This window comes from Methylobacterium sp. B1 (assembly GCF_000333255.1).
GTDB classification, from domain to species: Bacteria; Pseudomonadota; Alphaproteobacteria; order Rhizobiales; family Beijerinckiaceae; genus Methylobacterium; species Methylobacterium fujisawaense.
This window is the reverse complement of record NZ_BACT01001019.1, coordinates 1-24,503: the sequence shown is the minus strand read 5'-3', so window position 1 is coordinate 24,503 and position 24,503 is coordinate 1. Positions and strand designations below refer to the sequence as shown.

22 protein-coding genes are annotated in these 24,503 nt (G+C 72.5%); 14 read left to right on the top strand and 8 right to left on the bottom strand.

Annotated features, from left to right (window positions below):
• From I53_RS35605 to I53_RS28405, 3 genes are all read right to left on the bottom strand, one after another.
• Positions 1–58: glutamate--tRNA ligase family protein (locus I53_RS35605; protein ID WP_251982485.1), on the bottom strand; the 58-nt coding region annotated here is incomplete at its 3' end.
• A gap of 71 nt (positions 59–129) precedes the next feature.
• Positions 130–411 carry a hypothetical protein gene (locus I53_RS28410; RefSeq protein ID WP_043357333.1) on the bottom strand — a complete coding sequence of 94 codons (282 nt, stop codon included), beginning with the start codon at positions 409–411 and terminating at the stop codon, positions 130–132.
• Positions 412–457: 46 nt separating this feature from the next.
• On the bottom strand, positions 458–2,488 hold the full coding sequence (locus I53_RS28405; RefSeq protein WP_043357332.1) for an ATP-binding protein: 2,031 nt from the start codon (positions 2,486–2,488) through the stop codon (positions 458–460).
• Positions 2,489–2,686: 198 nt separating this feature from the next.
• On the opposite strand from I53_RS28405, the gene I53_RS28400 reads away from it, so the two are divergent.
• The 3 genes from I53_RS28400 (at position 2,687) to I53_RS28395 (ending at position 6,238) form a co-directional block, all read left to right on the top strand.
• Positions 2,687–4,159 (top strand): GMC family oxidoreductase, encoded by a 1,473-nt coding sequence (locus I53_RS28400; protein WP_251982484.1) that lies wholly within the window; start codon positions 2,687–2,689, stop codon positions 4,157–4,159.
• Positions 4,156–4,704, top strand: coding sequence for a hypothetical protein (locus tag I53_RS36300; RefSeq protein ID WP_374701388.1), 549 nt, complete (start codon positions 4,156–4,158; stop codon positions 4,702–4,704). The genes I53_RS28400 and I53_RS36300 overlap by 4 nt, the downstream gene beginning before the upstream one ends.
• 595 nt (positions 4,705–5,299) lie before the next feature.
• A complete protein-coding gene (locus tag I53_RS28395) occupies positions 5,300–6,238 on the top strand; it encodes a LysR family transcriptional regulator (protein ID WP_043357345.1) in 939 nt (312 codons plus the stop codon).
• A 9-nt stretch (positions 6,239–6,247) separates the two neighbouring features.
• On the opposite strand, the gene I53_RS28390 is transcribed toward I53_RS28395, so the two are convergent.
• Positions 6,248–7,732, bottom strand: a complete 1,485-nt coding sequence (locus I53_RS28390) for a DUF2252 domain-containing protein (protein ID WP_083683443.1) — start codon at positions 7,730–7,732, stop codon at positions 6,248–6,250.
• Positions 7,733–7,995: 263 nt separating this feature from the next.
• Here I53_RS28390 and I53_RS28385 point away from each other — a divergent pair, with 263 nt between their 5' ends.
• The 5 genes from I53_RS28385 to I53_RS28365 all read left to right on the top strand — a co-directional run bounded on the left by I53_RS28385 (position 7,996) and on the right by I53_RS28365 (position 13,733).
• Positions 7,996–9,648, top strand: a complete 1,653-nt coding sequence (locus I53_RS28385) for an acetolactate synthase large subunit (protein WP_043357330.1) — start codon at positions 7,996–7,998, stop codon at positions 9,646–9,648.
• 43 nt (positions 9,649–9,691) lie between these two features.
• Complete coding sequence (locus tag I53_RS28380; protein WP_043357328.1) at positions 9,692–10,867, top strand: iron-containing alcohol dehydrogenase; 1,176 nt, start codon at positions 9,692–9,694, stop codon at positions 10,865–10,867.
• Between the two features lie 179 nt (positions 10,868–11,046).
• Entirely contained in the window at positions 11,047–11,877 is an 831-nt protein-coding gene (locus I53_RS28375) for a poly(R)-hydroxyalkanoic acid synthase subunit PhaE (RefSeq protein WP_043357326.1), read from the top strand.
• Positions 11,870–13,000: a class III poly(R)-hydroxyalkanoic acid synthase subunit PhaC gene (gene phaC / locus I53_RS28370; RefSeq protein WP_051045109.1), complete on the top strand. Its 1,131-nt coding sequence runs from the start codon at positions 11,870–11,872 to the stop codon at positions 12,998–13,000. The genes I53_RS28375 and phaC overlap by 8 nt, the downstream gene beginning before the upstream one ends.
• 379 nt (positions 13,001–13,379) lie before the next feature.
• Positions 13,380–13,733: a DUF559 domain-containing protein gene (locus I53_RS28365; RefSeq protein ID WP_043357324.1), complete on the top strand. Its 354-nt coding sequence runs from the start codon at positions 13,380–13,382 to the stop codon at positions 13,731–13,733.
• A 7-nt stretch (positions 13,734–13,740) separates the two neighbouring features.
• Here I53_RS28365 and I53_RS28360 read toward each other — a convergent pair whose 3' ends face one another.
• A complete protein-coding gene (locus I53_RS28360; protein ID WP_043357322.1) occupies positions 13,741–14,724 on the bottom strand; it encodes a helix-turn-helix domain-containing protein in 984 nt (327 codons plus the stop codon).
• A 53-nt stretch (positions 14,725–14,777) separates the two neighbouring features.
• Between I53_RS28360 and I53_RS28355 the strand changes: the two genes are divergently transcribed.
• The 3 genes from I53_RS28355 to I53_RS28345 all read left to right on the top strand — a co-directional run bounded on the left by I53_RS28355 (position 14,778) and on the right by I53_RS28345 (position 17,039).
• Complete coding sequence (locus I53_RS28355; protein ID WP_043357320.1) at positions 14,778–15,521, top strand: DJ-1/PfpI family protein; 744 nt, start codon at positions 14,778–14,780, stop codon at positions 15,519–15,521.
• Positions 15,522–15,617: 96 nt separating this feature from the next.
• Positions 15,618–15,956 carry a heat shock protein HspQ gene (gene hspQ, locus I53_RS28350; RefSeq protein WP_043357318.1) on the top strand — a complete coding sequence of 113 codons (339 nt, stop codon included), beginning with the start codon at positions 15,618–15,620 and terminating at the stop codon, positions 15,954–15,956.
• An 84-nt stretch (positions 15,957–16,040) separates the two neighbouring features.
• On the top strand, positions 16,041–17,039 hold the full coding sequence (locus tag I53_RS28345) for a DUF4424 domain-containing protein (RefSeq protein WP_043357316.1): 999 nt from the start codon (positions 16,041–16,043) through the stop codon (positions 17,037–17,039).
• 70 nt (positions 17,040–17,109) lie between these two features.
• On the opposite strand, the gene I53_RS28340 is transcribed toward I53_RS28345, so the two are convergent.
• Positions 17,110–17,880 carry an invasion associated locus B family protein gene (locus I53_RS28340; RefSeq protein WP_043357314.1) on the bottom strand — a complete coding sequence of 257 codons (771 nt, stop codon included), beginning with the start codon at positions 17,878–17,880 and terminating at the stop codon, positions 17,110–17,112.
• Positions 17,881–18,334: 454 nt separating this feature from the next.
• Between I53_RS28340 and I53_RS28335 the strand changes: the two genes are divergently transcribed.
• Entirely contained in the window at positions 18,335–19,642 is a 1,308-nt protein-coding gene (locus I53_RS28335; protein ID WP_236961453.1) for an acyl-CoA synthetase, read from the top strand.
• 162 nt (positions 19,643–19,804) lie between these two features.
• Positions 19,805–20,149, top strand: a complete 345-nt coding sequence (locus tag I53_RS28330; protein WP_043357312.1) for a hypothetical protein — start codon at positions 19,805–19,807, stop codon at positions 20,147–20,149.
• 159 nt (positions 20,150–20,308) lie between these two features.
• Here the strand turns inward: I53_RS28330 and I53_RS28325 are convergent, their stop codons facing one another.
• On the bottom strand, positions 20,309–21,553 hold the full coding sequence (locus I53_RS28325) for a UbiH/UbiF family hydroxylase (protein ID WP_043357337.1): 1,245 nt from the start codon (positions 21,551–21,553) through the stop codon (positions 20,309–20,311).
• Positions 21,554–22,118: 565 nt separating this feature from the next.
• Positions 22,119–23,003 (bottom strand): alpha/beta fold hydrolase, encoded by an 885-nt coding sequence (locus I53_RS28320; RefSeq protein ID WP_043357310.1) that lies wholly within the window; start codon positions 23,001–23,003, stop codon positions 22,119–22,121.
• A 97-nt stretch (positions 23,004–23,100) separates the two neighbouring features.
• Between I53_RS28320 and I53_RS28315 the strand changes: the two genes are divergently transcribed.
• On the top strand, positions 23,101–24,503 hold a 1,403-nt coding region (locus I53_RS28315; RefSeq protein ID WP_187294428.1), incomplete at its 3' end, for a DEAD/DEAH box helicase.

Below are 24,503 nucleotides of genomic sequence, written 5' to 3'. Positions count from 1 at the left end.
GCGCCGAGTAGGCGTGGCCGAGGTGCAGGCGTCCATTCGGGCTCGGCGCGAAACGCAGGACCGGTCCTCCCGCACTTCTGAGCCGCTCCGCCGAGGCGCCCGGATCGGCCGGTCTGCGCGGGTGCGGCGTCAGCCCTCGCGGCGGCGGAGGCATTGCAGCGCGCCGGGCTGGCAGGCGAAGCCGGGGAGCGAGCAGGCCGGGCCGTCTGCGAGCCGCTGACAAACCTTGCAGCCATCGCTCCATTCGAGGCAGGCCGGATCCTCGGCCGCCGAGCGCAGCGGTGCTGGGTGACGGGCGGGCGCCAGGGCGCCGATGAGCACGGTGGCGATCACGAGGACCGCGATGCCCCAGGCGGCAAGCGCGCCGCTCGACGAGCGCGGTGCGGGCGGCAGAGGGCTGGCTGTCGACATGGGCGTCCTGTTGGCGCGGGACTCGCCCGCCTGTCAACGCGCGCCCTCAGGCCGCGCGCGCGGATTGGCGCTCCAGCAGCGGGGGGAGCAGCTTCAGATTGAGCGGCTTGGCCAGGAACCCGTCGAAGCCGGCTGCCCGGGCGGCGATCTCGTCCTCGCGGCCCGCATTGGCGGTCAGTGCGACGAGATGGAGCCGGTGCGCGCAGCCCGATTCGGCCGCGCGGATCCGCCGGGCGGTCTCGTGCCCGTCGAGGCGCGGCATCCGCACGTCGATTAGCGCCAGGTCGAAGGGGCCGTCCGACTCAAACCGCTCGAGGGCCTCGACGCCGTCGGCCGCATGGACCACCGTGGCGCCGAGCCGTTCCAGCGCCCGGGTCGCCAGCAGGGCGTTGATCGGATTGTCCTCGGCCAGCAGGACCCGAAGGTGGCTGCCGGTATGCGAGGGGGCCTCGGGCGGGGCGGCTGCGGCCTCGACCGGGCCCGTCGATGCGTGCAGGCGCTCGAACAGGGAGCGCGGGCGGACCGGTTTGATCAGGTAGCCGTCGAAGCCCGCCGCACCGGGCGCCCCGAAGCCGCGCCGGTCGAACGGCGAGAGGAGCACGAGGCTCGTGCGAACCCCGCAGGCCCGCGCCGCATCGGCGATCTGCCGCACGGCACCGTCGCCCAGCGCCCGGTCGGCCAGCACCACGTCGAAGGCGGCGCCCGACAGGGCGTCGAGGCCCGACTCGAGGCTGTCGACGATCACGGTGGCGGCTCCGGCCCGGGACAGGCTGCGGGCGAGGTACGGCGCCTGGAACGGCGAGTCGGCGACGATCAGACAGCGTCGCGCGGAGAGCGGCGGCAATGGGACCCGTCCGCCGTCACCGATGCCGGCCACCTCGGCCAGCGGCAACAGGACCCGGAAGGTCGAACCCCGCCCGAGGCGCGACTCCGCCTCGATCCGGCCGCCCATGCGGGTCACCAGACGCCGCGTGATGGCGAGACCCAGACCGGTGCCTTCATGGCTGCGGCTCGCGCTGCCGTCGCCCTGCTCGAATTCCTCGAACAGGATCGGCAGCCTCTCTTCCGGGATGCCTGGGCCGGTATCGGCCACGGCGAGCACGACCTCGCCGCCGGCTGCGGTCCGCACGAAGCTCAGGCTGACGCCGACGCCGCCCCGCTCGGTGAACTTGATGGCATTGCCCGCGAGATTGATCAGGATCTGCCGCACCCGGTCGGCGTCGCCCAGAACGGCGGCCGGAAAGTCCTCGGTCACGTCGAGGGCGATCTCGATCCCCTTGTCCTGCGCGCGGGGCGCGAGCAGCTCGACGACGCCCTCGGAGAGGGCCGGCAGGTCGAAGGGCTCGGCCGCGAGGTCGAGGCGCCCGGCTTCGATCCGCGAGAAGTCGAGGACCCCGTCGATCAGGCCGAGCAGCGCTTGGCCGCTGGTGCGCACCGCCTCCACGTAGGTGCGCTGCTCGGGGTTCAGCTCGGTTCCGAGCACGAGGTCGGCCATGCCCAGGATGCCGTTGAGCGGCGTCCGCATCTCGTGGCTCACCGTCGCCAGGAAGCGGGATTTCGCGACGCTCGCCGCCTCGGCGCGCTCCAGGGCCGCGTCGCGGCTGCGGATCGCCTCGACCCGCGCGGTGACGTCCCGGCCCGCGCGGAGCCAGTGCGTCGCGTCGCCGTGCGCCACCGGCATCTCCACGAAGGCGAACCAGCGCGCCCGCCCGTCCGCCGCCCGGACCTGCGCCTCCAGGCGGCGGACCCCGTCCGGCCCGATCTCCACGGCGTTGCGGTCGAGGATCTCGAGATCGTCCTGAGAGCCGATCAGCGCGATCGGCTCGCGGCCGAGCAGGCGGGCGAAATCCTCGTTGGCGTAGGTGATGCGCCCGCGGGCATCGCGCTGGACGATGATCTCGGTGGTGGCGGCCACCAGGGCGCGATAGCGGTCCTCGCTCTCGCTGATCCGCCAGATGCGGTCCTGCAGCCGCTCGGTCTCGCGCTCGGCGCGCCGCGTTCCGCGCACGCGCCAGAGGCCGAGGCCCAGCGCGGCCGCTGTCAGGAGCGCCAGGATAGGCGCCATCATGTCGATCATTCCGGCCTCCCCGGCTTCAGGCCGGTCCGCCGCAGGATCGCAGCCGAAGCTGAAGGCCGCGTTGGGAAAGGCGCTTAACCGCCGGTTGCAGACTTCGCGGAGCCCGGGACACGGCGCGCGCTTAACGGAACCGTGAGGTGATCCGAAAAGCGGCTCGCGAGTTGCCTGCCAGGACGCAGGTCCGGACGGAGACGCGACATGCCCGGTGAGCACTACGACGTCATCATTGTCGGGTCCGGTCCCGGCGGCGGCACGATGGCGTGGCGCCTCGCCCAGACGGGCAAGCGGATCCTGCTGGTCGAGCGCGGCGACTACCTGCTGCGGGAGCCGCGGAACTGGGACAGTCAGGCGGTGATCGTCGACGGCTACTACCAGGCCAAGGAGACGTGGTACTCCTCCGACGGCAAGAGCTTCCACCCTGGCCTTCACTACTATGTCGGCGGGAACTCGAAGTTCTACGGATCGATCCTCTTCCGCCTCCGCGAGAAGGACTTCTCCGAGATCCGCCACCAGGACGGCGTCGCGCCGGCCTGGCCCGTCGGCTACGACGTCTTCGAGCCGTACTATCAGGCGGCCGAGGAGCTGTTCCACGTCCACGGGCTGCGCGGCGAGGACCCGACCGAGCCCTGGTCGACGAAGCCCTACGCCCATCCGCCGGTGGCGCACGAGCCGCGGATCCAGGAGCTGTTCGACAACCTGAAGCGGGCCGGCCACCACCCGTTCCACCTGCCGGTGGGCGTGCGGCTGGTGGAGAAGGACGGCCGCGCGGTGCCGACCTCGCCCTGCATCAAGTGCGAATCCTTCGACGGATTCCCCTGCCCCACCAACGGCAAGTCCGATGCCCAGACCATGGTGGTGGACCCGGCCCTGCGGGACTGCCCGAACCTGACGCTGCTCACCCGCACCTATGTCGAGCGCCTCGTCACCGACCCCTCCGGCCGCACCGTCACGGGCATCGTCGGCGCGCGCGACGGCGCGCCCTTCGAGGCCTCGGCCGACCTCGTCGTGGTGGCCTGCGGCGCCCTCTCCTCGGCGCTGCTGCTGCTGCGCTCGGCCAGCGACCGACACCCGAACGGCCTCGCCAACGGATCCGATCAGGTCGGGCGCAACTACATGCGCCACAACAACTCGACGGTGCTGGCGATCTCGAAGGTCCCGAATCCGACCCGATTCCAGAAGACGCTCGGCCTCAACGACTTCTACTTCGGCGATCCGGACCCGAAGGACGGCTGGGAGTTCCCCCTCGGCCACATCCAGATGGTCGGCAAATCGGACGGGGCCCAGATCCACGGCGAGGGCCTGCCGGGCTTCCTGCAATGGTTCCCCGACAAGCCCTTCGACTGGATCGCCAAGCACTCCGTCGATTTCTGGCTGACCTCGGAGGACGTGCCGCTCCCGCAGAACCGGATCTTCTACAAGGACGGCAAGGTCCATCTCGACCTCACCGAGACGAACGTCGAGGCGCACAAGCGGCTCCGGCAGAAGCTGCGCGAGATCTGCAGCTTCACCGACATCCACCCGCACCTGTTCGACCGCTCGCTCTATCTCGGCAAGAACGTCCCGATCGGCGGGACGGCCCACCAGGCGGGGACCCTGCGGTTCGGCGAGGATCCGAAGACGTCGGTGCTCGATCCGAACTGCAGGCGCACGAGTTGGACAACCTCTACGTGACCGATGCCAGCTTCTTCCCGTCGATCGGCGCCGTGAACCCGACGCTGACCATCATCGCCAACGCCCTGCGGGTCGCGATCATCTCGTCGCCCGGATGGGGGCCCGGGACGCGATCGCGCCGCCCCGGCTCTTTGATCACACCGAGCCGCGGGAGCCGCTGCCCGTTTGAGGATCGGGGGGCGCGGAACACCGCTCCCGCCCGGCGCCGCATCCTGAAGCACCCGCGCCGGCGGGCCTCGAAGGCGGCTTCCAGGACGCGCGCGACCTGTGGAGGGCTCTCCCGAGGTCGCCGCGCTCCGGCACCTCGGGATGCGGGGCCAGCTTCGGATGTGCGTCATCGTCCCCGCGCGCCGGCGGCGCCGGGGGCATGGCCCGGGAGCGAACACGAGGGACGCGGGACGCCGCGGGAACCCAGGTGTCGGCCAAAGTCGCGCGGGATCCGATCCCCGCGGCGCCCCGCGGCATCGACCGGGCGCCTGCCCCGGCCGGTGCCGTCTTTCTCGTCGCGGCGTCTCCAGCGCCCCGGTCCTGCGACTCCCTGTTAGCGGTCTCGGGCGAGGCCCAGGCACGCCGTGCCCGCACCTCCGGAACCCGCATCAGCGCCGTGGCCTTCCAGCCGCCCCCCGCCTCGTAGTGGGCGGGTCCGCAGGTCGCTCAGGGTCGGCCCAGAGGCGGGTCGGCGCGGGGGCATTTCCTCGACCCCGCCGGGCAAACTGCCGCCCGGTCTCACGCCCGCTTCCGAGACACGCCCCGCACCGGTCCGCCGCCCGGGGCGATGGCGGCTGAAAGCCACCGACGCGGGCGCCGCCCCGCCCCCGGACCCGCCCGGTCAGCCACCGGGCGGGCCCCCGAAGGACGCCCCGGGATCGCTCCCGGGCCACCGCGGACAGGTGCGGTCAGGAAGCACAAAATAGGAACATTGTCAAGATGCGGGCGGCGCGGCAGGCGGGACAGGGCCTGTCCGTCGCGGACTCCCGCCCGCCGCCGAGCCGTCATTCCGGGGCGCCGCGGGCGCGCCGGAAATCCGGTGCCGCGGTCGGCGCGTCCGGATCCCGGGCTCCGCGCAGCAACACCGGGATGACGGGGAAGCGGCCGCGTCTGCTATGTCGGCGGTCCGAATCCTCATCGATCGCGCCGCCCGTGGCCATTGACCATATCGATCTCAGCCGGATCGACCTGAACCTGCTGGTCGCCCTGGATGCGCTGCTCGACGAGCGCAGCGTCACGCGGGCGGCCGCACGGGTGGGGATCGGTCAGTCGGCGATGAGTTCGAGCCTCGCCCGCCTGCGACGCCTGTTCGACGACGAACTCCTGACCCGGGCGCCGGACGGGATGCGGCCGACACCCCGCGCCCTCAAGATCGCCGAGCCGCTGCGGGCCACCCTCCGGCAGGTGCAGGCGCTGGTGCATCGGGAGGAGCGGTTCGACCCGGCCACCGTCGAGCGCAGCTTCACGGTGAGCCTGCCGGACAGCGTCGAAGCGCTGCTCGGGCCGCGGCTGATCGCGCAACTCCGCCGGGACGCGCCCGGCATCCGGCTCCTGCTGCGCTCGGTCGACCGGACCCGGATCCTCGACGAACTCGACGCCGACCAGGTCGATCTCGCCATCGGTCTGTTCTCCGAGGGGCAGCTCCACCACAAGCAGCGCCTCCTCTACCGCGACAGCTACGTGGTGCTGTTCAACGCCGCGCTGATCGGCCTGGAGCCGCCGATCGGGCTGGACGACTACCTGCGCTTCCCCCACGTGCTGACGTCCCTGCGCGAAACCGCCCACGGGGTGGTCGACGACGCCCTCGCGTTGATCGGCCGCTCGCGCACCCTGGCGGTGACGACCCCGCGCTTCCTCGTCGTCCCGTTCATGGTCCGGGCGGCGCCGGTGATCGCCACGATGCACGCCCGGCTCGCCACCTCCTTCGCCAACGCTCTCGCGCTCAGCGTCAGCCCCGTGCCGGTGCCCCTCGACGACGTGGCCGTGTCGATGCTGTGGCACGCCTCGTACGACCACGACCCGGCCCATCGCTGGCTCCGGGATCTGCTGGTCCGGCTGGCCCACGAACCGCCGGCCCCCGGCATCATCTGAGCTCGGCGCTCACAGGCAGGGATCGTCCGCGGTCTCCAGGCGGCCGCTCGCGATCGCCGCGCGGAACAGCGCGAAATCGGCCGCATTGCGCTCCGCATAGGCCGCAGCCCAGTCGGCGATCGCCGCGCAGAGGTCGTCGTGCTTGCCGCTGCCGCAATAGCCGGCGATCGCCGCCGCATCGCCGGTCCGCGCATGGGCACGGGCGAGGAGCGTGCCGTAGGCGTACGAGAAGGTCAGGAGCGGCGCGCCGGACATCCGCGCCAGCGGGATCGCGCCCTTCAGGTTCTTCATCTGCCGGACGTAGAACGGGCGGCCCGCGATGCTGGTCCAGCCGAGCAGCGGATCGCCCACCGCCTGGAGCAGGCGCTGGCCGTAGATCACGCGCTCGCCCTCGTGCCCGGAAAAGGGCGCCGGCACCCGCGGCAGGTACGGCGCGTGCGCCGGACGGACCGCCTCCTTGACCTGGAGGAAGAGTGCGTCCGCGTCGGAATTGCCGAACAGCAGCGCCAGATAGGCGCGGGTCCCGACGCTGCCCACGCCGACGACCCGATGGGCGACATCGACCACGTGGTAGCGGTCGAGCATGAAGCGCCGCTCCCGCGGCAGGGTCTCGGCGTAGCGCTCCAGACCGGTGACGACGCCCTCGCGGGTCGCCTCGTCCACGGGCGTCAGGATCGGCGGATCGGTTTGCAGGCGCCAGCTGCCGTCGGTGCGCCGCTCGGCGACCTGGGCGAGGAGGCTGCGGTTGTTCCGCCGCCGCGCCTTGTCGACGGCCCGCCGCACCACGGCCCGGGCCTCGGCATCCATCTGCAACCCGGCGATGTGCGGCGCGTCGGCACGCGTGGTCTGGTACCAGACGTCGAGGGAGCCCTGCGGCGCCAGGCGCCGCATCGTGTGTTGGTAGCCGGAGACCGCCTCCATGACGGCCGCGCGCCGCTCGGCCGCCGGCGCGCCCGCATCCGCGATGGCGACCGCGAGGCCGGCCGCGAGGCGCTTGAGATCCCATTCCCACGGGCCGATCGTGACCTCGTCGAAATCGTTGAGGTCGAGGACGACGTCGCGCTGCGGCGTACCGAACAGGCCGAAATTATCCGTGTGCGCGTCGCCGTTCATCACCACGTCGATGCCGCTGCGCGGCCCGCGCGACAGGTCCCAGGCCATGACATGGGCGGCCCCGCGCAGGAACGCGAAGGGCGAGGATGCCATCCGGGCGACCCGCAAGGGGATCAGATGCGGCTGACGGCCCTTATGCGCGGCCTCGATCAGAGCGATCGGGTCGGGCCGGTCCGGACCGGGATCCAGCGTGGCCTGGCTCGCATGGGGCACCTCGGCGCGCAGCCGCTTGCCGGCCTTGCGGCGCTTGTCCCAGGCCTCGACGCCCACGCGGAGGTCGATCCGCGGAAACTCCGCGACCGGCGCGAGCACCGAGTCCATACCCGGGGCGTCGGAGACGCCGGTTTCCGGGGCAGTCCTGTCGCTCTCGATGCGATCCATCGATGTCCCATCGCGGCATGCAGGGCGGCCGCGGCCGTACAGGTCTCCCCCCCGAGCCGGGAGCGATTTCCATACGGTAGCATCGGCCCCGCTCTGTGACGTCCCGGGCCCGAACGGCCCTTGACCACTCTATAGGCGAGCCCTCTAACGAACCGAGTATTCGCGGGGCGTTTCCGGGTGCCGGGCCGTTCACAGCGTCGCGATCAGAGTTCCGGAAGTGGACGGGGCGTTCCGGGAACGCCGTTGCATCAGCGAGACTTCGCATGCCCAAGGGTTCAGATCTCCTCGTCGCCGCCCTCGAGAACGAGGGGGTCGACCGAATCTTCGGGATTCCCGGCGAGGAGAATCTCGACGTCGTCGAATCCCTGCGCAACTCCAAGATCGAGCTGATCCTGACCCGCCACGAGCAGGCGGCGAGCTTCATGGCCGCCACCCATGGCCGCCTCACCGGCCGCCCCGGCGTCTGCCTCTCGACCCTGGGTCCCGGCGCCCTGAACTTCTCCACCGGCGCCGCCTATGCCCATCTCGGCGCGATGCCGATGATCATCATCACCGGCCAGAAGGGCATCCTGTCGTCGCGGCAGGCCAAGTTCCAGATCGTCGACGTGATCAGCTCCATGAAGCCGATCACCAAGATGGCCCGGCAGATCGTCTCGGCCTCCTCGATCCCCACCATCGTGCGCGACGCCTTCCGGGTCGCCACCGAGGAGCGGCCGGGCCCGGTGCTGCTGGAGCTGCCCGAGGACATCGCGGCCGAGGAGGCCGAGGCCCACCTCGTGCCCTCGCACCCGATCGACATCCCGGTGGCCCATCCCACCGCCATCGCGCGCGCCGCCGCCATGATCCTGAAGGCCGAGCGCCCGCTGATCATGCTGGGCGCCGCCGCGAGCCGCCCCCGGGCCACCGGCGAACTCGGCGGCTTCGTGCAGCGGACCCAGATCCCGTTCTTCACCACCCAGATGGGCAAGGGCACGGTGGCGAGCGGCACGAACCTCTACATGGGCACGGCGGCGCTCTCCGAGCGCGACTACGTCCACGAGGCGATCGACCGGGCCGACCTGATCATCGCCATCGGCCACGACACGATCGAGAAGCCGCCCTTCTTCATGGGCCAGCACGACCAGAAGGTCCTGCACATCAGCTACATGCCGGCCAATGTCGAGCAGGTCTACTATCCCGACGCCGAGGTGGTGGGCGACCTCGGCCCCACCCTGAAGCTGCTCGCCGACCAACTCGACGGCAAGCTCCCCAACGCCGGCGCCCTGCTCCACCTGCGCGAGCACATCCTCGGCCACATCGCCGACCGGGCCGGCGAGGACCGGTTCCCGGTGACGCCGCAGCGGCTCGTGCGCGACGTGCGCCGGGTGATCCCCGAGGACGGCATCGTCTGCCTCGACAACGGGATGTACAAGATCTGGTTCGCCCGGAACTACCGGACCTACGTCGCCAACACGCTGCTCCTCGACAACGCGCTGGCCACGATGGGCGCGGGCCTGCCCTCGGCCATGATGGCGGCGATGCTCTACCCGAACCGGCGCGTCATGGCGGTGTGCGGCGACGGCGGGTTCATGATGAACAGCCAGGAGATGGAGACCGCGGTCCGCCTCAAGCTCAACCTCGTGGTGCTGGTGCTGGACGACTCGGCCTACGGGATGATCCGCTGGAAGCAGGCGGTCGACAAGTTCGCCGATTACGGGATGACCTTCAGCAACCCGGACTTCGTGCTCTACGCCAAGTCGTACGGGGCCACCGGCCACCGGGTCGAGTCGGTCAACGACCTCGTGCCGACCCTCGATCGGGCCTTCGCGGCGGGCGGCGTCCACCTCGTGGCGGTCCCGATCGACTATTCCGAAAACACCCGCGTGCTGGTCGACGAGCTGCGCGCCAAGGTGAAGGATTTCGAGCCGGCCGAGTGAGGCTGGTGTCGCAGTTGGGTCGGGACCAAGACAGGGCAGCGCGATGAACCCGTTCACCTTCCAGACCACGCCGAACGTGCTGTTCGAGGCCGGCGCCTCCAAGAAGCTGCCCGAGATCGTCGGCCGCTTCGGGGCGAAGCGCGTCCTGCTGGTCACCGACAAGGGCGTGCGCGGCGCCGGGCTGACCCAGGCCGCCGAGGCGGCTTTGGCGGCGGCCGGCGTCAGCCTCGACGTCTACGAGGACGTGGTGGCCGATCCGCCCTCCACGGTGATCGAGGCGGCGGCCAAGCGCGCCCGGGAGCTCGGGACCGATCTGGTCCTGTCGATCGGCGGTGGCTCGGCGCTCGATACCGCCAAGCTGGTCGCCTACCTCGCCAAGTCCGACGAGCCGCTCGACGCGATCTACGGCGTCGGCCTCGCCACGGGCGACCGCCTGCCGCTGATCCTCGTGCCGACCACGGCCGGCACCGGCTCGGAGGTGACGCCGATCTCGATCGTCACGACGCCGACCACCGAGAAGAAGGGCGTCGTCGCCCCGAAACTCCTGCCCGACTGGGCGGTGCTCGACCCGGAGCTGACGCTCGGCCTGCCGTCCCACGTCACCGCGGCGACCGGCATCGACGCCATGGTCCACGCCATCGAGGCCTTCACCAGCAAGAACAAGAAGAACCCGATCTCCGACCAGCTCGCCAAGCAGGCGCTGGCGCTGCTCTCGGCCAACATCCGCACCGCCTGCACGGACGGGGCGAATCTCGAGGCGCGCTCCGGCATGCTGCTCGGCTCGATGCTCGCCGGCATGGCCTTCGCCAACGCGCCGGTGGCGGCGGTCCACGCCCTGGCCTACCCGGTCGGGGCGATCTTCCACGTGCCGCACGGGCTCTCGAACGCGCTCGTGCTGATGGGGGTGATGCGCTTCAACCTCTCGCACGCGGAGGCGCTCTACGCCGAGCTGGCGCCGATCCTCGATCCCGCGGCCGCGGATCTGCCGCCGTCCGAGGCCGCCAAGCGCTTCGTGGAGAGCCTCGACGCGATCTGCCGCGACTGCAAGGTTCCGGCGTCCCTCGCCGAGGTCGGCGTCGCCCGGCAGGACCTGGAGCGCATGGCCTCCGACGCGATGAAGCAGACGCGGCTCCTCGTGAACAACCCGCGCGAGGTCACCTACGACGACGCGTTCGCGATCTACGCCGAGGCGCTGGGCGAGGCACGCCCGGCGGCGTGAGGGCGGAAGCGGCGCTGGACTGCCGCTCGGCCAGTCCCGGCCACGCCGTCATCGCGAGCGCAGCGAAGCGACCCAGGGCAGCGCGACCTCGCCGAGCGAGACGCTGCTGGATTGCTTCGCTCCGCTCGCAAGGACGGAGGCGACGTTTCAGCCCTAGGGCTGTGAGGAGAAACGCCAGCATGGACCAGTTCGACGCGTTCCGGGCGATGGGCGAGTTCTGGACCCGGGCGGGCACGGGCTTCTTCACGCAGGGTCTGGGGCCATCCGCGCCCGGCTTCGGCTGGCCGACCTTTCCGGCGCCCGATCTCGCCGGCATGGCTGCCGCCCAGTCCAAGCTCACCGAGGCCTGGACCGCCGCCAACACCCTCTCGCAGACACTCGCGACATCGCTCCAGGGCGGCCCCGGGGCGCCGGACCCGACCGCCGGGGCGGTGCTCGCCCGGATCTTCGATCCCCAGGCCTGGCTCGGCGGCTCGGGCGAGTTCGACGCCGCGCTGACCCGCATGGCCGAGGGTCCGCAGCTCGCCGACCTGTGGCAGACCGAGCGACGCTACGCGGCCCTGTTCACCGCCTGGGCGACGCTGCGGCGAGCGCAGAGCGAGCATCAGGCCGTGATGCTCGACGCCTGGACCCGCGCCGCCGGCACCTTCGCCCAGGAGGCCAATGCCCGCGCCGAGCGCGGCGAGAGCTTCGCCTCCGCCCGGGAGATGATGACGCGCTGGATCGAGACCGCCAACGCGGTCCTGCTGGAGGTCCAGCGCTCGGACAAGTTCCTGGCCTCGCAGCGGGCGGTGCTGCGGGCCTCCACCGATCTGCGGCTCGCCCAGCAGGACGTCGCGGCCTTCCTGTCCGAGCTCTACGGCCAGCCGACCCGGGCCGAGCTCGACGACGTCCACAAGAGCCTCACCGAGCTGCGCCGCGAGGTGCGGGCGCTCCGCCGCGAGCGCCGGCAGGCCGGCAAGGTCGCGAAGGCAGGTGGTTCAGAGGTCGGGAAGGAAGCCCATGGCTGACCAGGAAAGCCCGAAGGGGCCGGCCGCTCCGCTGAATCTCACCCCCGCCGCGTTGCTGGCCGAGGTCGGCACCCTCGGCCGCCGGATCAGCGAGGGGGCCAAGCTGTTCGCCGATGTCAGCGACGCCGACGTCGCGATCGCCACCACGCCGAAGGATCTGGTCTGGAGCCAGGACAAGGTCCGGCTCTACCGCTACCGGCCCCTCGCCGAGAGCAAGGGCCTGCCGCCGGTCCTGATCGTCTACGGCCTGATCGGCCGCTACACGATGGCCGACCTGCAGGAGGACCGCTCGCTGGTCCGCAACCTGCTGAACCTCGGCCTCGACCTCTACGTGGTCGATTGGGGCAATCCCGGCCGGGCCGACCGCTACGTCACCATCGACGATTACGTGGACGGCTACCTCGCCGAGTGCGTCGCCGTCATCCAGGAGGCGGCGAAGCGCGACAGGATCAGCCTGCTCGGGATCTGCGAGGGCGGGGTCTTCACCACCTGCTACGCGGCGCTCTACCCCGAGACCGTCAACGCGATGGTGCTGACCATCACGCCGATCGACTTCCATGCCGATGCCCGGGATGCCCGCGCCGGCCACGGCTTCATCAATGTCTGGACGCGCTCGCTGACGCCCGAGGACGTGGACCGGCTGATCGACGCGCAGGGCTCCCTGCCCGGCGCTTTCATGGGCTCGGTGTTCTCCATGATGACGCCGATGCGCACCCTGACGAAGTACAACCTCGACCTGCTCGACGCCCTCGACGACAAGAAGAAGTTTTTGAACTTCCTGCGCATGGAGAAGTGGATCGCCGACCGTCCGGACCATCCCGGCGAGGCGGCCAAGCAGTGGCTCAAGGATCTCTACCAGGACAACAAGCTGGTCCAGAGTGCCTTCGAGCTCGGCGGCCGGACGGTGGATCTGAAGGCCATCACCTGCCCGGTGCTGAACGTCTTCGCCCAGGACGACCACATCATCCCGCCCGCCACCTCGCAGGCGCTGAAGGACAAGATCGGCACCGCGGATTACACCGAGATGGGGCTGCCCGGCGGCCATGTCGGCGTGTTCGTCGGCGGCAAGGCCCAGAAGCTGCTTGGGTCGGGCATCGCCGACTGGCTCGGCCAGCGGGGGTAGGATGTCGGCCCGACGGTTCTCGATGAGCACGACGCCCCTCCCCTCCCCCCGCTGCGGGGACGGCGACTGGACACACCCATCGTGCGCGGCGCCGTGGCGGCGCGATCAAGCGCGGGGCCCCTCTCCCGTGCGGGAGAGGGGCAGGGTGAGGGATCAGGTCCGTCCGATACAGGCGCGCCCTGACGGCGCGTCGATCACGTGCTCGATCCTGAGCGGCCTCGCCCCTCACCCCAACCCTCTCCCGCACGGGAGAGGGGGCGCGTCGCGCCGGTCTGGACCGGTGCCGTCGCGGACCCGAGCGCTTCTTCGGGTCAGGCCCGCGCAAGCGAGGCCTCCGTATCATCCGCCGGATCCGCGATCGCCCTGCCGGAACCGAGCGGTGACCAGATCGATCCCGCGCGCCCGCACGCTGCGCCGCACTCAGACATCCGCCGAGGCTAAGCTCTGGCGCGTTCTGCGAAACCGCGCCCTGAACGGCTGGAAATTCCGCCGCCAGCACCCAATCGACCGATACATCGTCGATTTTGCCTGCATAGAGGCCAAATTCATCGTCGAAGTGGACGGGGCAACGCATTCCACCGATGCCGAGCTCGTCCGAGACGCCCTGCGGACCGAAATCCTCGAATCTTTCGGCTTCGCCCTGCTCCGCATCCCGAACGCGGACATCCACGACCATCGCGACGGCGTGCGCGAGACGATCCTGGCGGCCCTCGAACGCCGCGACACGGTCTAGTCCCCCCTCACCCGCCGAACCGCGCCCGATACGCCTGCGGCGTCGCCGCGACGTGCCGCAGGAAGCTGCGCCGCAGCGTCTCCTCGGAGCCGAAGCCGCAGGTCCGGGCGATGCGCTTCACCGGCTGCGCCGTCTCGGCGAGCGCCCGCCGGGCCGCCTCCACCCGCAGGCGCTCCACGGCCTTGGCGGGGGTGAGGCCGGTCGCCTCCAGATAGTGCCGGCTCAGGCTGCGCGCGCTCATCCCGGCCGCCGCGGCCAGCGCCGGCAGCGACAGGTCGCCGGACAGGTTGTCCGCTATGAAGGCGTGGAGCCGCCCGAACCGCTCCTCGCCCGCCTGCAGGGCCAGCGCCGCGCTGAACTGCGCCTGCCCGCCGGGGCGCTTGAGGAACATCACGAGGTGGCGCGCCACCGCCAGGGCGGTCGCGCGGCCGAGATCCTCCTCGACCAGCGCCAGGGTCAGGTCGATGCCCGCCGTGACCCCCGCCGAGGACCAGACCGGGCCGTCGCGCACGAAGATCGGGTCGGGCTCGATCCGGGCGCGCCGGTAGCGCGCGGCGAGCGCGCCGCAATGCTTCCAATGGGTCACGGCCCGCCGCCCGTCGAGGAGCCCCGCCGCTCCGAGCAGGAACGCGCCGGTGCAGACCGAGGCGACCCGGCGGGCCCGGCCCGCCCGGGCCCGCACCCAGGCCACCAGGGCGGCGTCGTCGCAGGCCGCGACGACGCCGGGGCCGCCCGCGATCACCAGCGTGTCCACCGGCGCCGCGAGATCCGGCAGCGGGTCGGCCACCAGCCGCAGGCCCGCCGAGGCGGTGAGCCCCGGGTCGCCGGCCGCGATCACCCGCGGCGCGTATGGGGTCCCGGCGCCGCCGTGCTCGTTGGCGGTGGCGAAGACCTGGAGCGGCCCGGCCACGTCGAGGAGCTGCACCGACGGGAAGGCCAGCACCTCGACGGGTCGCGGCGGATCTGGCGAGAAACGAGGGCTCTTTGGCATTTCGGCCAGATCCTGACGCGGTAGGGTGTCCCTGTCCACCACGGAGGCCCGGCATGATCCCGCCCGACACCCATCTGCAGATCGGCTCGCTCCTGTTCGAGGGGCTGGACCAGATCGACCTCACCGGCCCGTTCGAGGTCCTGTCCCGGGTGCCCAACAGCACCTACCGGGTCTACGCGCCGAGCCTGGACCCCGTCCGCGACGTCCGCGGCCTCCGGATCCTGCCGGATGCCACCCTGGCGGAGGCCCCGCGGCTCGACGTGCTGCACGTCCCGGGCGGCCAGGGCCAGGAGGCCCTGATGCGGGACGCGGCCGTGCTCGGCTGGATCCGCGACCAGGCGGCCGGGGCCGGCCACGTCCTCTCGGTCTGCACCGGCGCGCTCCTCCTCGGTGCGGCCGGTCTGCTGGTGGGGCGGCGGGCCACGACCTACTGGAACGCCGTCCACCTGCTCCCGTTCTTCGGGGCCGAGCCGGTGGATGAGCGCGTCGTGATCGACCGCGACGCGGACGGCCGCACCTGGGTGTTCGCGGCCGGGGTCACCGCGGGCATCGACGGGGCGCTGCGGCTCGCCGCCGCGCTGCGCGGCGACGAGGCCGCGCAGGCGATCCAGCTCGGCATGCAATACGCCCCCGAGCCGCCCTTCGACAGCGGCACGCCCCGGACGGCCCCGCCGGCCATCGTGGCGCGGGCGCGGGCGGCCGCCGCCGACCTCACCGCTCGGCGCGAGGCCACCGCCCGGGCGATCGCGGCCGAACGCGGCATCCGGCCTCCCGAACCCGCGTCCGTCACCCGATGACGCGCAGGCCGGTGCGCGCCGTTACCGGTCGGCGGCACCGACCCGGTGACAGGCCCCGTCAACGGACCTATCTGTCCGTTCTGGACGGACTGAACCATGACGGACGTAACACTGAGAACCGCGAAATTCGCGATCGGCGCCGTGGTGCGCCACCGGATCTACCCGTTCCGCGGCGTCGTGTTCGACGTCGACCCGGTGTTCGACAACACCGAGGAATGGTGGCTGGCGATCCCCGAGGAGGTCCGGCCGCGCAAGGACCAGCCGTTCTACCACCTGCTCGCCGAGAACGCCGAGACCGAGTACGTGGCCTACGTGTCGGAACAGAACCTCCTGCCCGACACGTCGGGCGAAGCCCTGCGCCATGCCGGCATCGCCGAGATGTTCGAGCGCGACGCCGCCGGCGCATACCGGATGCGGGACCGCCCCACGAACTGAGCGGGTCGGGACTCGTCAAGCCTTCGACAAGGGTGCCGCGATAGCCTCGGGCGACGGCTGCCGCCGTCTGACGAGCCCGACGCCATGGTTGCCCGATCCCGAACCGCCGCTCTGCTCCTGGCGGCCGCCCTGCTCTGCGCCCCGGCGCGGGCCAACGACAGCGCCTCCGAGCTCGATGCCGGCGGCCTCGTCCTAAGGCCGGAGCCCGGGATCGTCCTGGCTAGCGAAGATCTGTCGATCAGCCTCGCGCGGATCGACGTGGCCTATGTGTTCCGCAATCAGGTTGACGAGCCGCGCACGGTGCGGATCGCCTTCCCGCTTCCGCCGATCGACGGCCGCCTGCTCAGTTTCTCGGCCCTCAAGCTGCCGCAGCCCGAGCGCGCGAACTTCGTCGACTTCACCGTCACGGTGGATGGCCGTCCGGTCGAGCCGGAGCTGGAGGAGCGCGCCTTCGTGGGCGAGCGCGAGGTGACCGACCTGCTGCGCCGCCACAGCCTGCCGCTCAACCCGCTGCGCTTCACCGAACTGGAGGCCGCCCAGAAGCGGATCGACAAGCCCACCTGGGCGGAGCTGCTCAAGGCCGGCCTGTTCCCCGATGCCGAGGGCATGACCGAGGGGCTCTGGCGCAGCGAGGCGAAGTTCCACTGGCTACAGACATTTCCGGCGGGGAAGGAGGTCCGGATCGCGCACAGCTACGCCCCGGTGAGTGGATACCATCCTCTCGCTACCAGAGAACCACCCGATAAGGCCTATCGAGCTGCCTACTGCCTGGATGACGCGACACTCAATGGTCTCCGCCGCCTCGGTGCCAAGTTATCGGACCCGCTCTCACTCGGCTACGTAGGAGCTTACGTGGTGCCCTACATCGTGACCACGGCGCGCAACTGGGCTGCGCCGATCGGGCGCTTCACCCTCACGGTCGACAAAGGCAGCCCGGAGGCGTTGGTGAGCTTCTGCCGCTCGGGTGTAAGGAAAATCGGCCCTACAACGTTTCGCTGGGAGGCCCGCGACTATGTCCCGGACCAGGATCTGCGCGTGCTCTTCGTGCCGCCGCCAGGTCGGGGGCCGAGGAGGTTCCGGTAGGCCGGCCGCAAACGCGAAGGGCCGGACCTCGCGGCCCGGCCCTCCGGAAAACCTCGACCCTGCGGAGGGCTTACTTCGCGGCCGGCGCCGCGGCACCAGCGGCCGGAGCGGAGCCCTGCTGCTGCTCCAGTTTCTTGCGCATGTCCTCGGAGCGCTTCTCCAGCTCGGCCTGGAGCTTCTTCTGCTGCTCCTCGAGGACCTTCGGGTCGATGGCCGGGCCGTCGAAGGCCTTGCCGAAGCCGGTCAGCGGCACCGCGAAGGTGACCTCGCGCTGGGTCTGGTTCTGGACCGAGACGTTGAGGGTCGTGCCCTTCTTCATCGCGGCGATCACGCCGGCATCGACGCCGCCGGCCTCGGCGAAGCAGCCGTTCGGGAAGCAGACCGCGAAGCGACCGGCGGTCGCCGCCTGGCCGTCGACGCTGAAGCGGATGCCCGGCTGCAGCAGCAGGCCGAGCGGCAGCAGGTAGCGCACCACGCGCACCTCCTGCTTCTGGGCGGCGTTCTTCATCTCGTAGACCGCCACTGCCAGCACGGGCTGGCCCTGGTCGGACACGAAGTCGCGGGTCGTGTAGCAGATGTCGGTGCCCGAGCCCTGATCCTTGCCGCAGACCTTGGTCCAGTCGGCCTGGCTCGGCTCGGACTTCACGGCGACGATCTGCGGGCCGGTCTGGGCGGCCGGGGTGTTGGCCGCCGGGGTGCCCGGGGCGGTCGGCGCCGGCGCGGCCGGCGCGGGAGCGGCGGGCTTCTTCGGCTGCGCCAGGGCCGGCGCGGCCGCAAGACCGAGGCCCGCGAGGCCGAAAAGAGCGGCGCGCGCGAGCGTCGCGGTGCGGGTGAAGGACATCGGCTCTGACCCCTTGGAAGAGACGTGGTGTGGCTGGCAGGATGCGGAGCCGGCCTGGCGGCAGGTCCGCCGGACCGTCCGGATGCCCGCCGCGTTGGCGTGCCGCCCGGAACTCCGGATGAATCGGTCCGGCCATCGGGCGGGACGGGCGCCCGTCTGCGCGCATCCCTCACCCCGGCGACCGGGCGGCCTGCCTTTCCCCTTGAATGAGGCGAAGGCATGACACCGCGGCCGGGGAGGCTGTCGGAACCGTCCTGGCCGCGCCCGGCCCCCGATAGGCCCCCATACGCCCGGCCGCAAGCACGACGTTGCGCGGGCGCGAGGCACGAGCGCGTGATCGGGCCGCGCCGTCGGCCGCCGGCGGCCGCCCTCCGGCGGCGGCCCCCTTAGCGGTCGGTTAACCCTGCCGGGCCGAGATGATAGGAGTTCTGCAGGATCGGCGGGGGCGGCGGGTGTGAGCGCGTTGGCGGTGGCGGAGTGGGCGGCCGACGCCGCGCTGGACGCGTCCGCGCGATCCGAGGACGCGCCCGAAGGCCTGTCCGAAAGCTTCTTCGGCGGCCTGTCCGAGGGTCTCGCGGCCCGCCTCTTCGCGGCGGCTCTGACGGGCCCCCAGCGCACGGTCCTGCGTGATTCGGGGGACCGCGTCGCTTGGTGCGGGCGCCCGGCCATCACCTGGACCTACGCGGCCGCCGCCGAGATCGTCGGGCGGCTCGCCCGCGGGATCGGCGCGTGGCGGCTTCCCGCCGGCAGCCGGATCGGCCTGTGGTTCTCGGGGGGCGCCGAATCGACCCTCGCCCATCTCGCCGTCGAGGCGGCGGGCCACCTCCCCTGCGCGATGCCGGCCGTCTGGGATTGCGCCGAGCTCTCCGCCGGGATCGAGTCCGCCGGCCTCGTGGCCGTTCTGACGGAGGGCCGCCGCGGCGCGCGTCGGCCCGCGGAGGACCTCACCCGCGCGGCCATGCGCCATTTCGGCCTGCGCTACCTCGCGGCCTTCGGTCCGAGCGTGCCGGACGGCGTGATCAGCCTCGACGCGATGGCCCTGGAGCGGGGCGTGGTCGAACCGGCGCCGAGCCGCGGCCTCGTCACCTTCGCGGGCGGCGATCCCGGCCGGCCCGTCTACCGCAGCGCCGCGGCGCTCGCGGCGGCGATCGCCGCCCATCTCGACGCGCTGCCCCTGTCCGCGGACGAGCGGGTCCTGACGCTCCTGCCCGGCCACGACCTGCGTGGCCTCGTGACCGGCCTCGGCGCCGCCCTGGCGGCGGGCGCCGGCCTGGAGACCGTGCTGCCCTTCGACGAGGCCGGGTTCCGCGCCGCCCTCCTGCGGCCGGTGCCCACCCGGCTCGTGGTCCCGGCCCTGGTCGAATCGGCCATTGCCGCTCTGCCGCTGCCCTGGACCGTCCGCGTCCTCGACGTGGTCCATCGCGCGCCCGCGCGGCTGACCCGGCGGAGCGCCGGGCTCGCGGGCCCGCAGCGCCTCGATTCGCTGGTCCTGGGCGAGGCGCTGGTGCTCACGCGCCCCGGCCTGGAGGACCTCGCCGCGACCCTGGCCCATCCGGAGGACGCGCTCCTGCCGCGCGCCCTCCTGGACGTCGGCCACGGGCCCGCGGGCGACCTCGGCTGTCGTGGGCCGGCCTGCGCCGCACAGGCGCTTCCCCGAAGCGGAAACCCGGAGACGGATCCGCGCGCGTGGCGGGATTCGGGCTACCGCCTGCTCCTGTCGGGCGGGACGGCCGTGGCGGTCGCGGCGGTCGCGGCGACCTGAACGGCGGCGCCGCGCCGGTTCATCCGGCGCTCAGGCGGCGCAGATAATCTCGCATCTGCACACGGACCCACGGGATCCGAACCGCCTGTTGGCGGGTTCTGCATCGGATTGTCGTGACGGCTATCTTTCCAAGTCGTCCGGGATGGAGTACCGCTCAAGCTTATGGGTGCGCTGCAACAAGTGCTCGTGGTCGACGACGGCGTCCGCGCCGTGGACCGGTCCCTCTCGGGCGAGCTGGCCAGCCTCGGCTATGCGAGCGTGACCGCCTCGATGGAGGCGGCGGACGACGTGCTGGCCGTGATCGCCCGGCCGGCCGCGGTGCTGCTCCAGGCGCCCACCCGCCGCGATCCCGCCTATGCCCGCCGCGCCGCCCGCCTCCGCGGCCATCTCCGCGACCGCGGCATCCCGGTGATCCTCATCAATGATCCGGGCGGGGCCCGGGCGGGCGGCCCGGTGGACCTCGCGACCCGCCTCGGCGCCTACGTGGCCGCCCAGCCGGATCTCTGAAGCCGCAGGCCCCCGTACCGCCTTAGCGGGCGTCCCTGAACCGTCTCGTCCGTGCGCGCGCAGCGAATCGATCTCAGGGCCGTGTGCGCCGTCGGGCGCCGAAATGCTCCGGGGGATTGCGGCGCGCGCGACGACGCCGGCTGTCGCGGCGCCCGCGGTTCAGCGGGCCGCCCGCATCAGCTCCGGGGCGCCGAGCCGGGGCAGCACGCCCTCCCGCATCACGAGCCGGCGCAGCGGTCCGAGCTGCGTCATCGCCAGCAGGCCGAGGCCGCGGAGCGCGTCCACCGGCAGCAGGCCGGTCAGCAGGCTGCGGTTGAGGAGATCCACCGCGGCGGTGCGCGCCGCCGTGTCGACCCGGCGCGCCCGCGCATAGGTGTCGAGCACCGGGCGGCTGCCGGGATCGCGGCGGTCCCGGGCGGCGACCAGCAGGGTATCGCGCAGGGTCGCTGCGTCGCGCAGGCCGAGATTGAGCCCCTGGGCGCCGATGGGTGGGAAGACGTGGGCCGCCTCCCCGATCAGAACCAGCCGATTCGCCACCGGCCGGGTCACCGCGAGGCCGCGCATGGGCACGAGGCCGCGGGGGCCGTCGACCCGCATGGCGCCGAGCATCGCCCGGGCCTGCCGCTCCACGGCTTGGCCCAGAGCGTCGTCGTCGAGGGCTGCGAGACGCCGGGCCGCGCCCTCCCCGGTCACCCAGACCAGACTGGACCGGTGACCGCCCGGCAGCGGCACCAGGGTGAAGGGACCGGACCGGGTGTGGAACTCGGTGGAGACGTCCCGGTGCGGGCGCGCATGGGCCAGGATCGTGGTGATCGCGCTCTGTGGGTAGGTCCAGTCGCGCACGCGGACGCCGCTGGCGGTCCGCAGCGGCGAGCGCGCGCCGTCGGCGGCCACCACCAGCCGGGCCTCGACCGCGGCGCCATCGGCCAGGGCGATGCGTGCCGTCGCTTCGCCGGGCACGGCGCCGGCGGCGTCCGCCTCGACCAGGGTGAGGTTGTCCTGCGCCCGGGCGCGGGCGCGCAGGCTCTCGACCAGCCGGGCGCTCTCGACGTTCCAGCCGAAGGCGTCGAGGCCGATCTCGGCGGCGCGGAACCGTGCCGGCGGCGGCCGGAACAGGCTGCCGGTGTCGTCGACGATCTGGAGTTCGCAGAGGGGACTCGCGTGCGGCGCAACCGCCTCCCAGGCGCCGAGCGCCTCCAGGAAGCGCACGGACCCATCGAGGAGCGCGACGGTCCGCCCGTCCGCCACGGGGGCGTGGCGGCCGACCAGCGCCGTGGGGATCCCCTCCCGGGCGACCGCCAGCGCCGCGGCGAGACCCGCGGCCCCGGCCCCGACCACAGCGACCTCGAACGGCGTCGCGGCGCCTCCGACCTGGCCCGCTTCGACCTTGGCTCCTTCGGACATGTTGCCCCGCACGCGCTCCGCTCGTTCCTGGGTCGGCCGGGCTCCGCGCCCCCCGTCCGGGAGATGGCCGCCGCCACGGTCTCCCGTCGGCGCGGCCCATGCCCGTATCTGAGCATTCCGCCCTCTCTGCCAAGCCCGATCCGCGCAGGCCACAGCGCCGCACGCCCGGAGATCCGCATGCCGTCGCGATTCGATCCGACCTCCCGCTTCGCCAGCGTGGCGCCGCGCTGCGGCGCCACGCGCCGGATCCCGGAGGCGCGCCGCCACGCCTGCTGCGGCCGGCCGATCGCCGCCACACTGCCACCGGAGGCCGGCGGATCCGCGACGCGGGCCGCGGCACCGGGCCGATGTCCCTGCCCCTCGTCGCAGGGGGCTACGCGGTGGCGGGATACGGCATCGCGGTGGCGCAGGTGCGCCGGGCCCGGACCGCCCTCTCCGCGATGGCCGAGGTCCGGGCCCTGGCCGCGACGGAGGCCTGGGCGGCAGCCGAGCCTGGCGGTCTCGACCGGGGCGAGACCCTGTCGGCCCACCTCGCGGTCGATCTGTTCCGGGCGGCTGACCGCCGTCAGCCCAGGAACGCCGTCAGCTCCGAGACGACCGCGTCCGGCCGCTCCTCCTGGAGGGTGTGGCCGCAATCCAGCGCCCGGCCCGAGACGGTGGTGGCCTTCTCGCGCCAGGTCGCCAGCACGTCGTAGGTCTGGCCGACGACGCCCTTCGCGCCCCAGAGCGCCAACAGGGGCGCCGCGACGCGCGCCTCCGCATCGGCGGCGTCGTGCTCCAGGTCGATCCCGGCCGCCGCCCGGTAATCCTCGCAGATCGCGTGGCGGCAGGCGGGGTCGGCGTAGCAGCGCAGATACTCGGCGAAGAGGTCCGGCGGGGTGGAGCCGGGCGTCTTGGACTGGCCCTCGACGTGGTGGCGCAGGAAGTATTCCGGATCGGCCCCGATCAGCGTCTCCGGCAGGGGATGGGGCTGGATGAAGAAGAACCACCAGAAGTACCGGGTGGCGAAATCCTTGTCGGTGCGCGCGTACATGGTCGCGGTCGGCGCGATGTCGAACAGGGCGATCCGCTCGACCGCGGCGGGATGGTCCAGGGCGAGGCGGTGGGCGACGCGCCCGCCCCGGTCGTGCCCGACCACGGCGAAGCGGTCGTGGCCGAGCGCCCGCATCACCGCGACCGCGTCGGCCGCCATGGCGCGCTTGGCGTAATTGGTATGCCGGTCCCCGCCCGGGGGCTTCGACGAATCCCCGTAGCCGCGCAGGTCCATCGCCACCACGCTGTGGCGCTCCGCGAGTTGCGGGGCGACGTGGAGCCACGTGGAGAGGGTCTGCGGATGGCCGTGCAGCAGCAGCACCGGCGGGCCCGAGCCGGCCGAGCGGGCATGGATCGTCACGCCCGGTGCGGTCTCGATCCGGTGCCGGTCGAAGCCCGGCAGGAAGTCGCTGGCCATGGGATCGGTCTCTGGGCTCGGTCTTCATCGGCCGCACTGGCGCGCCGGGATGCACCGGATGATAAGGCGCCTCCGGCACCATGTCCGCCGAACCGCCATGACAGATGCACGCGCGACTCAGGACCCGGCCTTGAAGGACCCCGACGCGGCCGAGTCGTCCGAGGGCGAGGTCGCCCGTGCGCGTCCCGCCGCATCGGCCGACGCACCCGCCCTGCGCCCGAGCATTCTCGACGCCCTGTTCGCGCCGGCCCGCGCCCTGCCGGGCATCGGCCCGAAGATGGCGCCCCTCATCGAGAAGCTGCTCGGCACCCCCGAGCGCGAGGCCCGGGTCGTGGACCTGCTGTTCCACCTGCCCCAGGGCGGCGTGGCGCGGAAGCTCATGGGCTCGATCAGCGACGCGCCCGTCGGCGAGCCGGTGACGATCGGCGTCACCGTGGTGGCGCATCGGCCGGCCCAGATCGGTTCGGGCCGGCGCCCGCACCGGGTTCTGGTGGAGGATGCCACCGGCGACATCTCCCTGGTCTTCTTCGGCATGCCCCGCGCCCGGGTGGAGAAGATGCTGCCGCTCGGGGCGCACCGCTACATCACCGGCCGGATCGACCTCTGGGACGGCACCCGCCAGATGGTCCACCCGTCCCGGATCGTGGACGAGGCGGGGCTCGCCGAGCTGCCCGCCGTCGAGCCGGTCTACGGCGCCACGGAGGGGCTGACCTCGCGGGCGATCAACAAGCTCGCGGTGGCGGCCCTCGACCGGCTGCCGGTCCTGCCGGAATGGCAGGACCCGGCCTGGCTGGAGAAGAACCGCCTGCCGGCCTTCGCGGATGCGCTCCGCCTCGAGCACCGCCCCGAGGAGGCGCCCCCGAAGGCCGAGGATCCGCTCCAGCCGCCGCCCGCGACCCCGTCCCGGAAGCGGCTGGCCTACGATGAACTCCTGGCCTCGCAGCTCGCGCTCGCCCTCCTGCGCGCCCGCCAGCGGCGCAAGGCCGGCCGGGTCAATGCCGGCGACGGCGCCCTGAGCGCCCGCATCGAGGCCGCCCTCCCCTTCGCGCTGACCGGCGCCCAGGCGCGCGCGGTGGCGGAGATCCGCGCCGATCTCGCCGCGCCCCGCCGGATGCTGCGCCTGCTCCAGGGCGATGTCGGCTCCGGCAAGACCGCGGTGGCGCTGCTGGCCATGGCCTCGGCGGTGGAGGCCGGCCGTCAGGCCGCCCTGATGGCCCCCACCGAGATCCTCGCCCGGCAGCATTTCGAGCGGCTCAAGCCCCTGGCCGGCGGTCTGCGCCTGCGCCTGATGACCGGCCGCGACCGCGCCGCGGAGCGCAAGAGCACGCTCGCTGCCCTCGCCGCGGGCGAGATCGACATCCTGGTCGGCACCCATGCCCTGTTCCAGGAGGCGGTCACCTTCCGCGATCTCGGCCTCGCGGTGGTGGACGAGCAGCACCGGTTCCGCGTCCATCAGCGCCTCGCCCTGGGCGCCAAGGGCCAGGCGGTGGACTTCCTGGT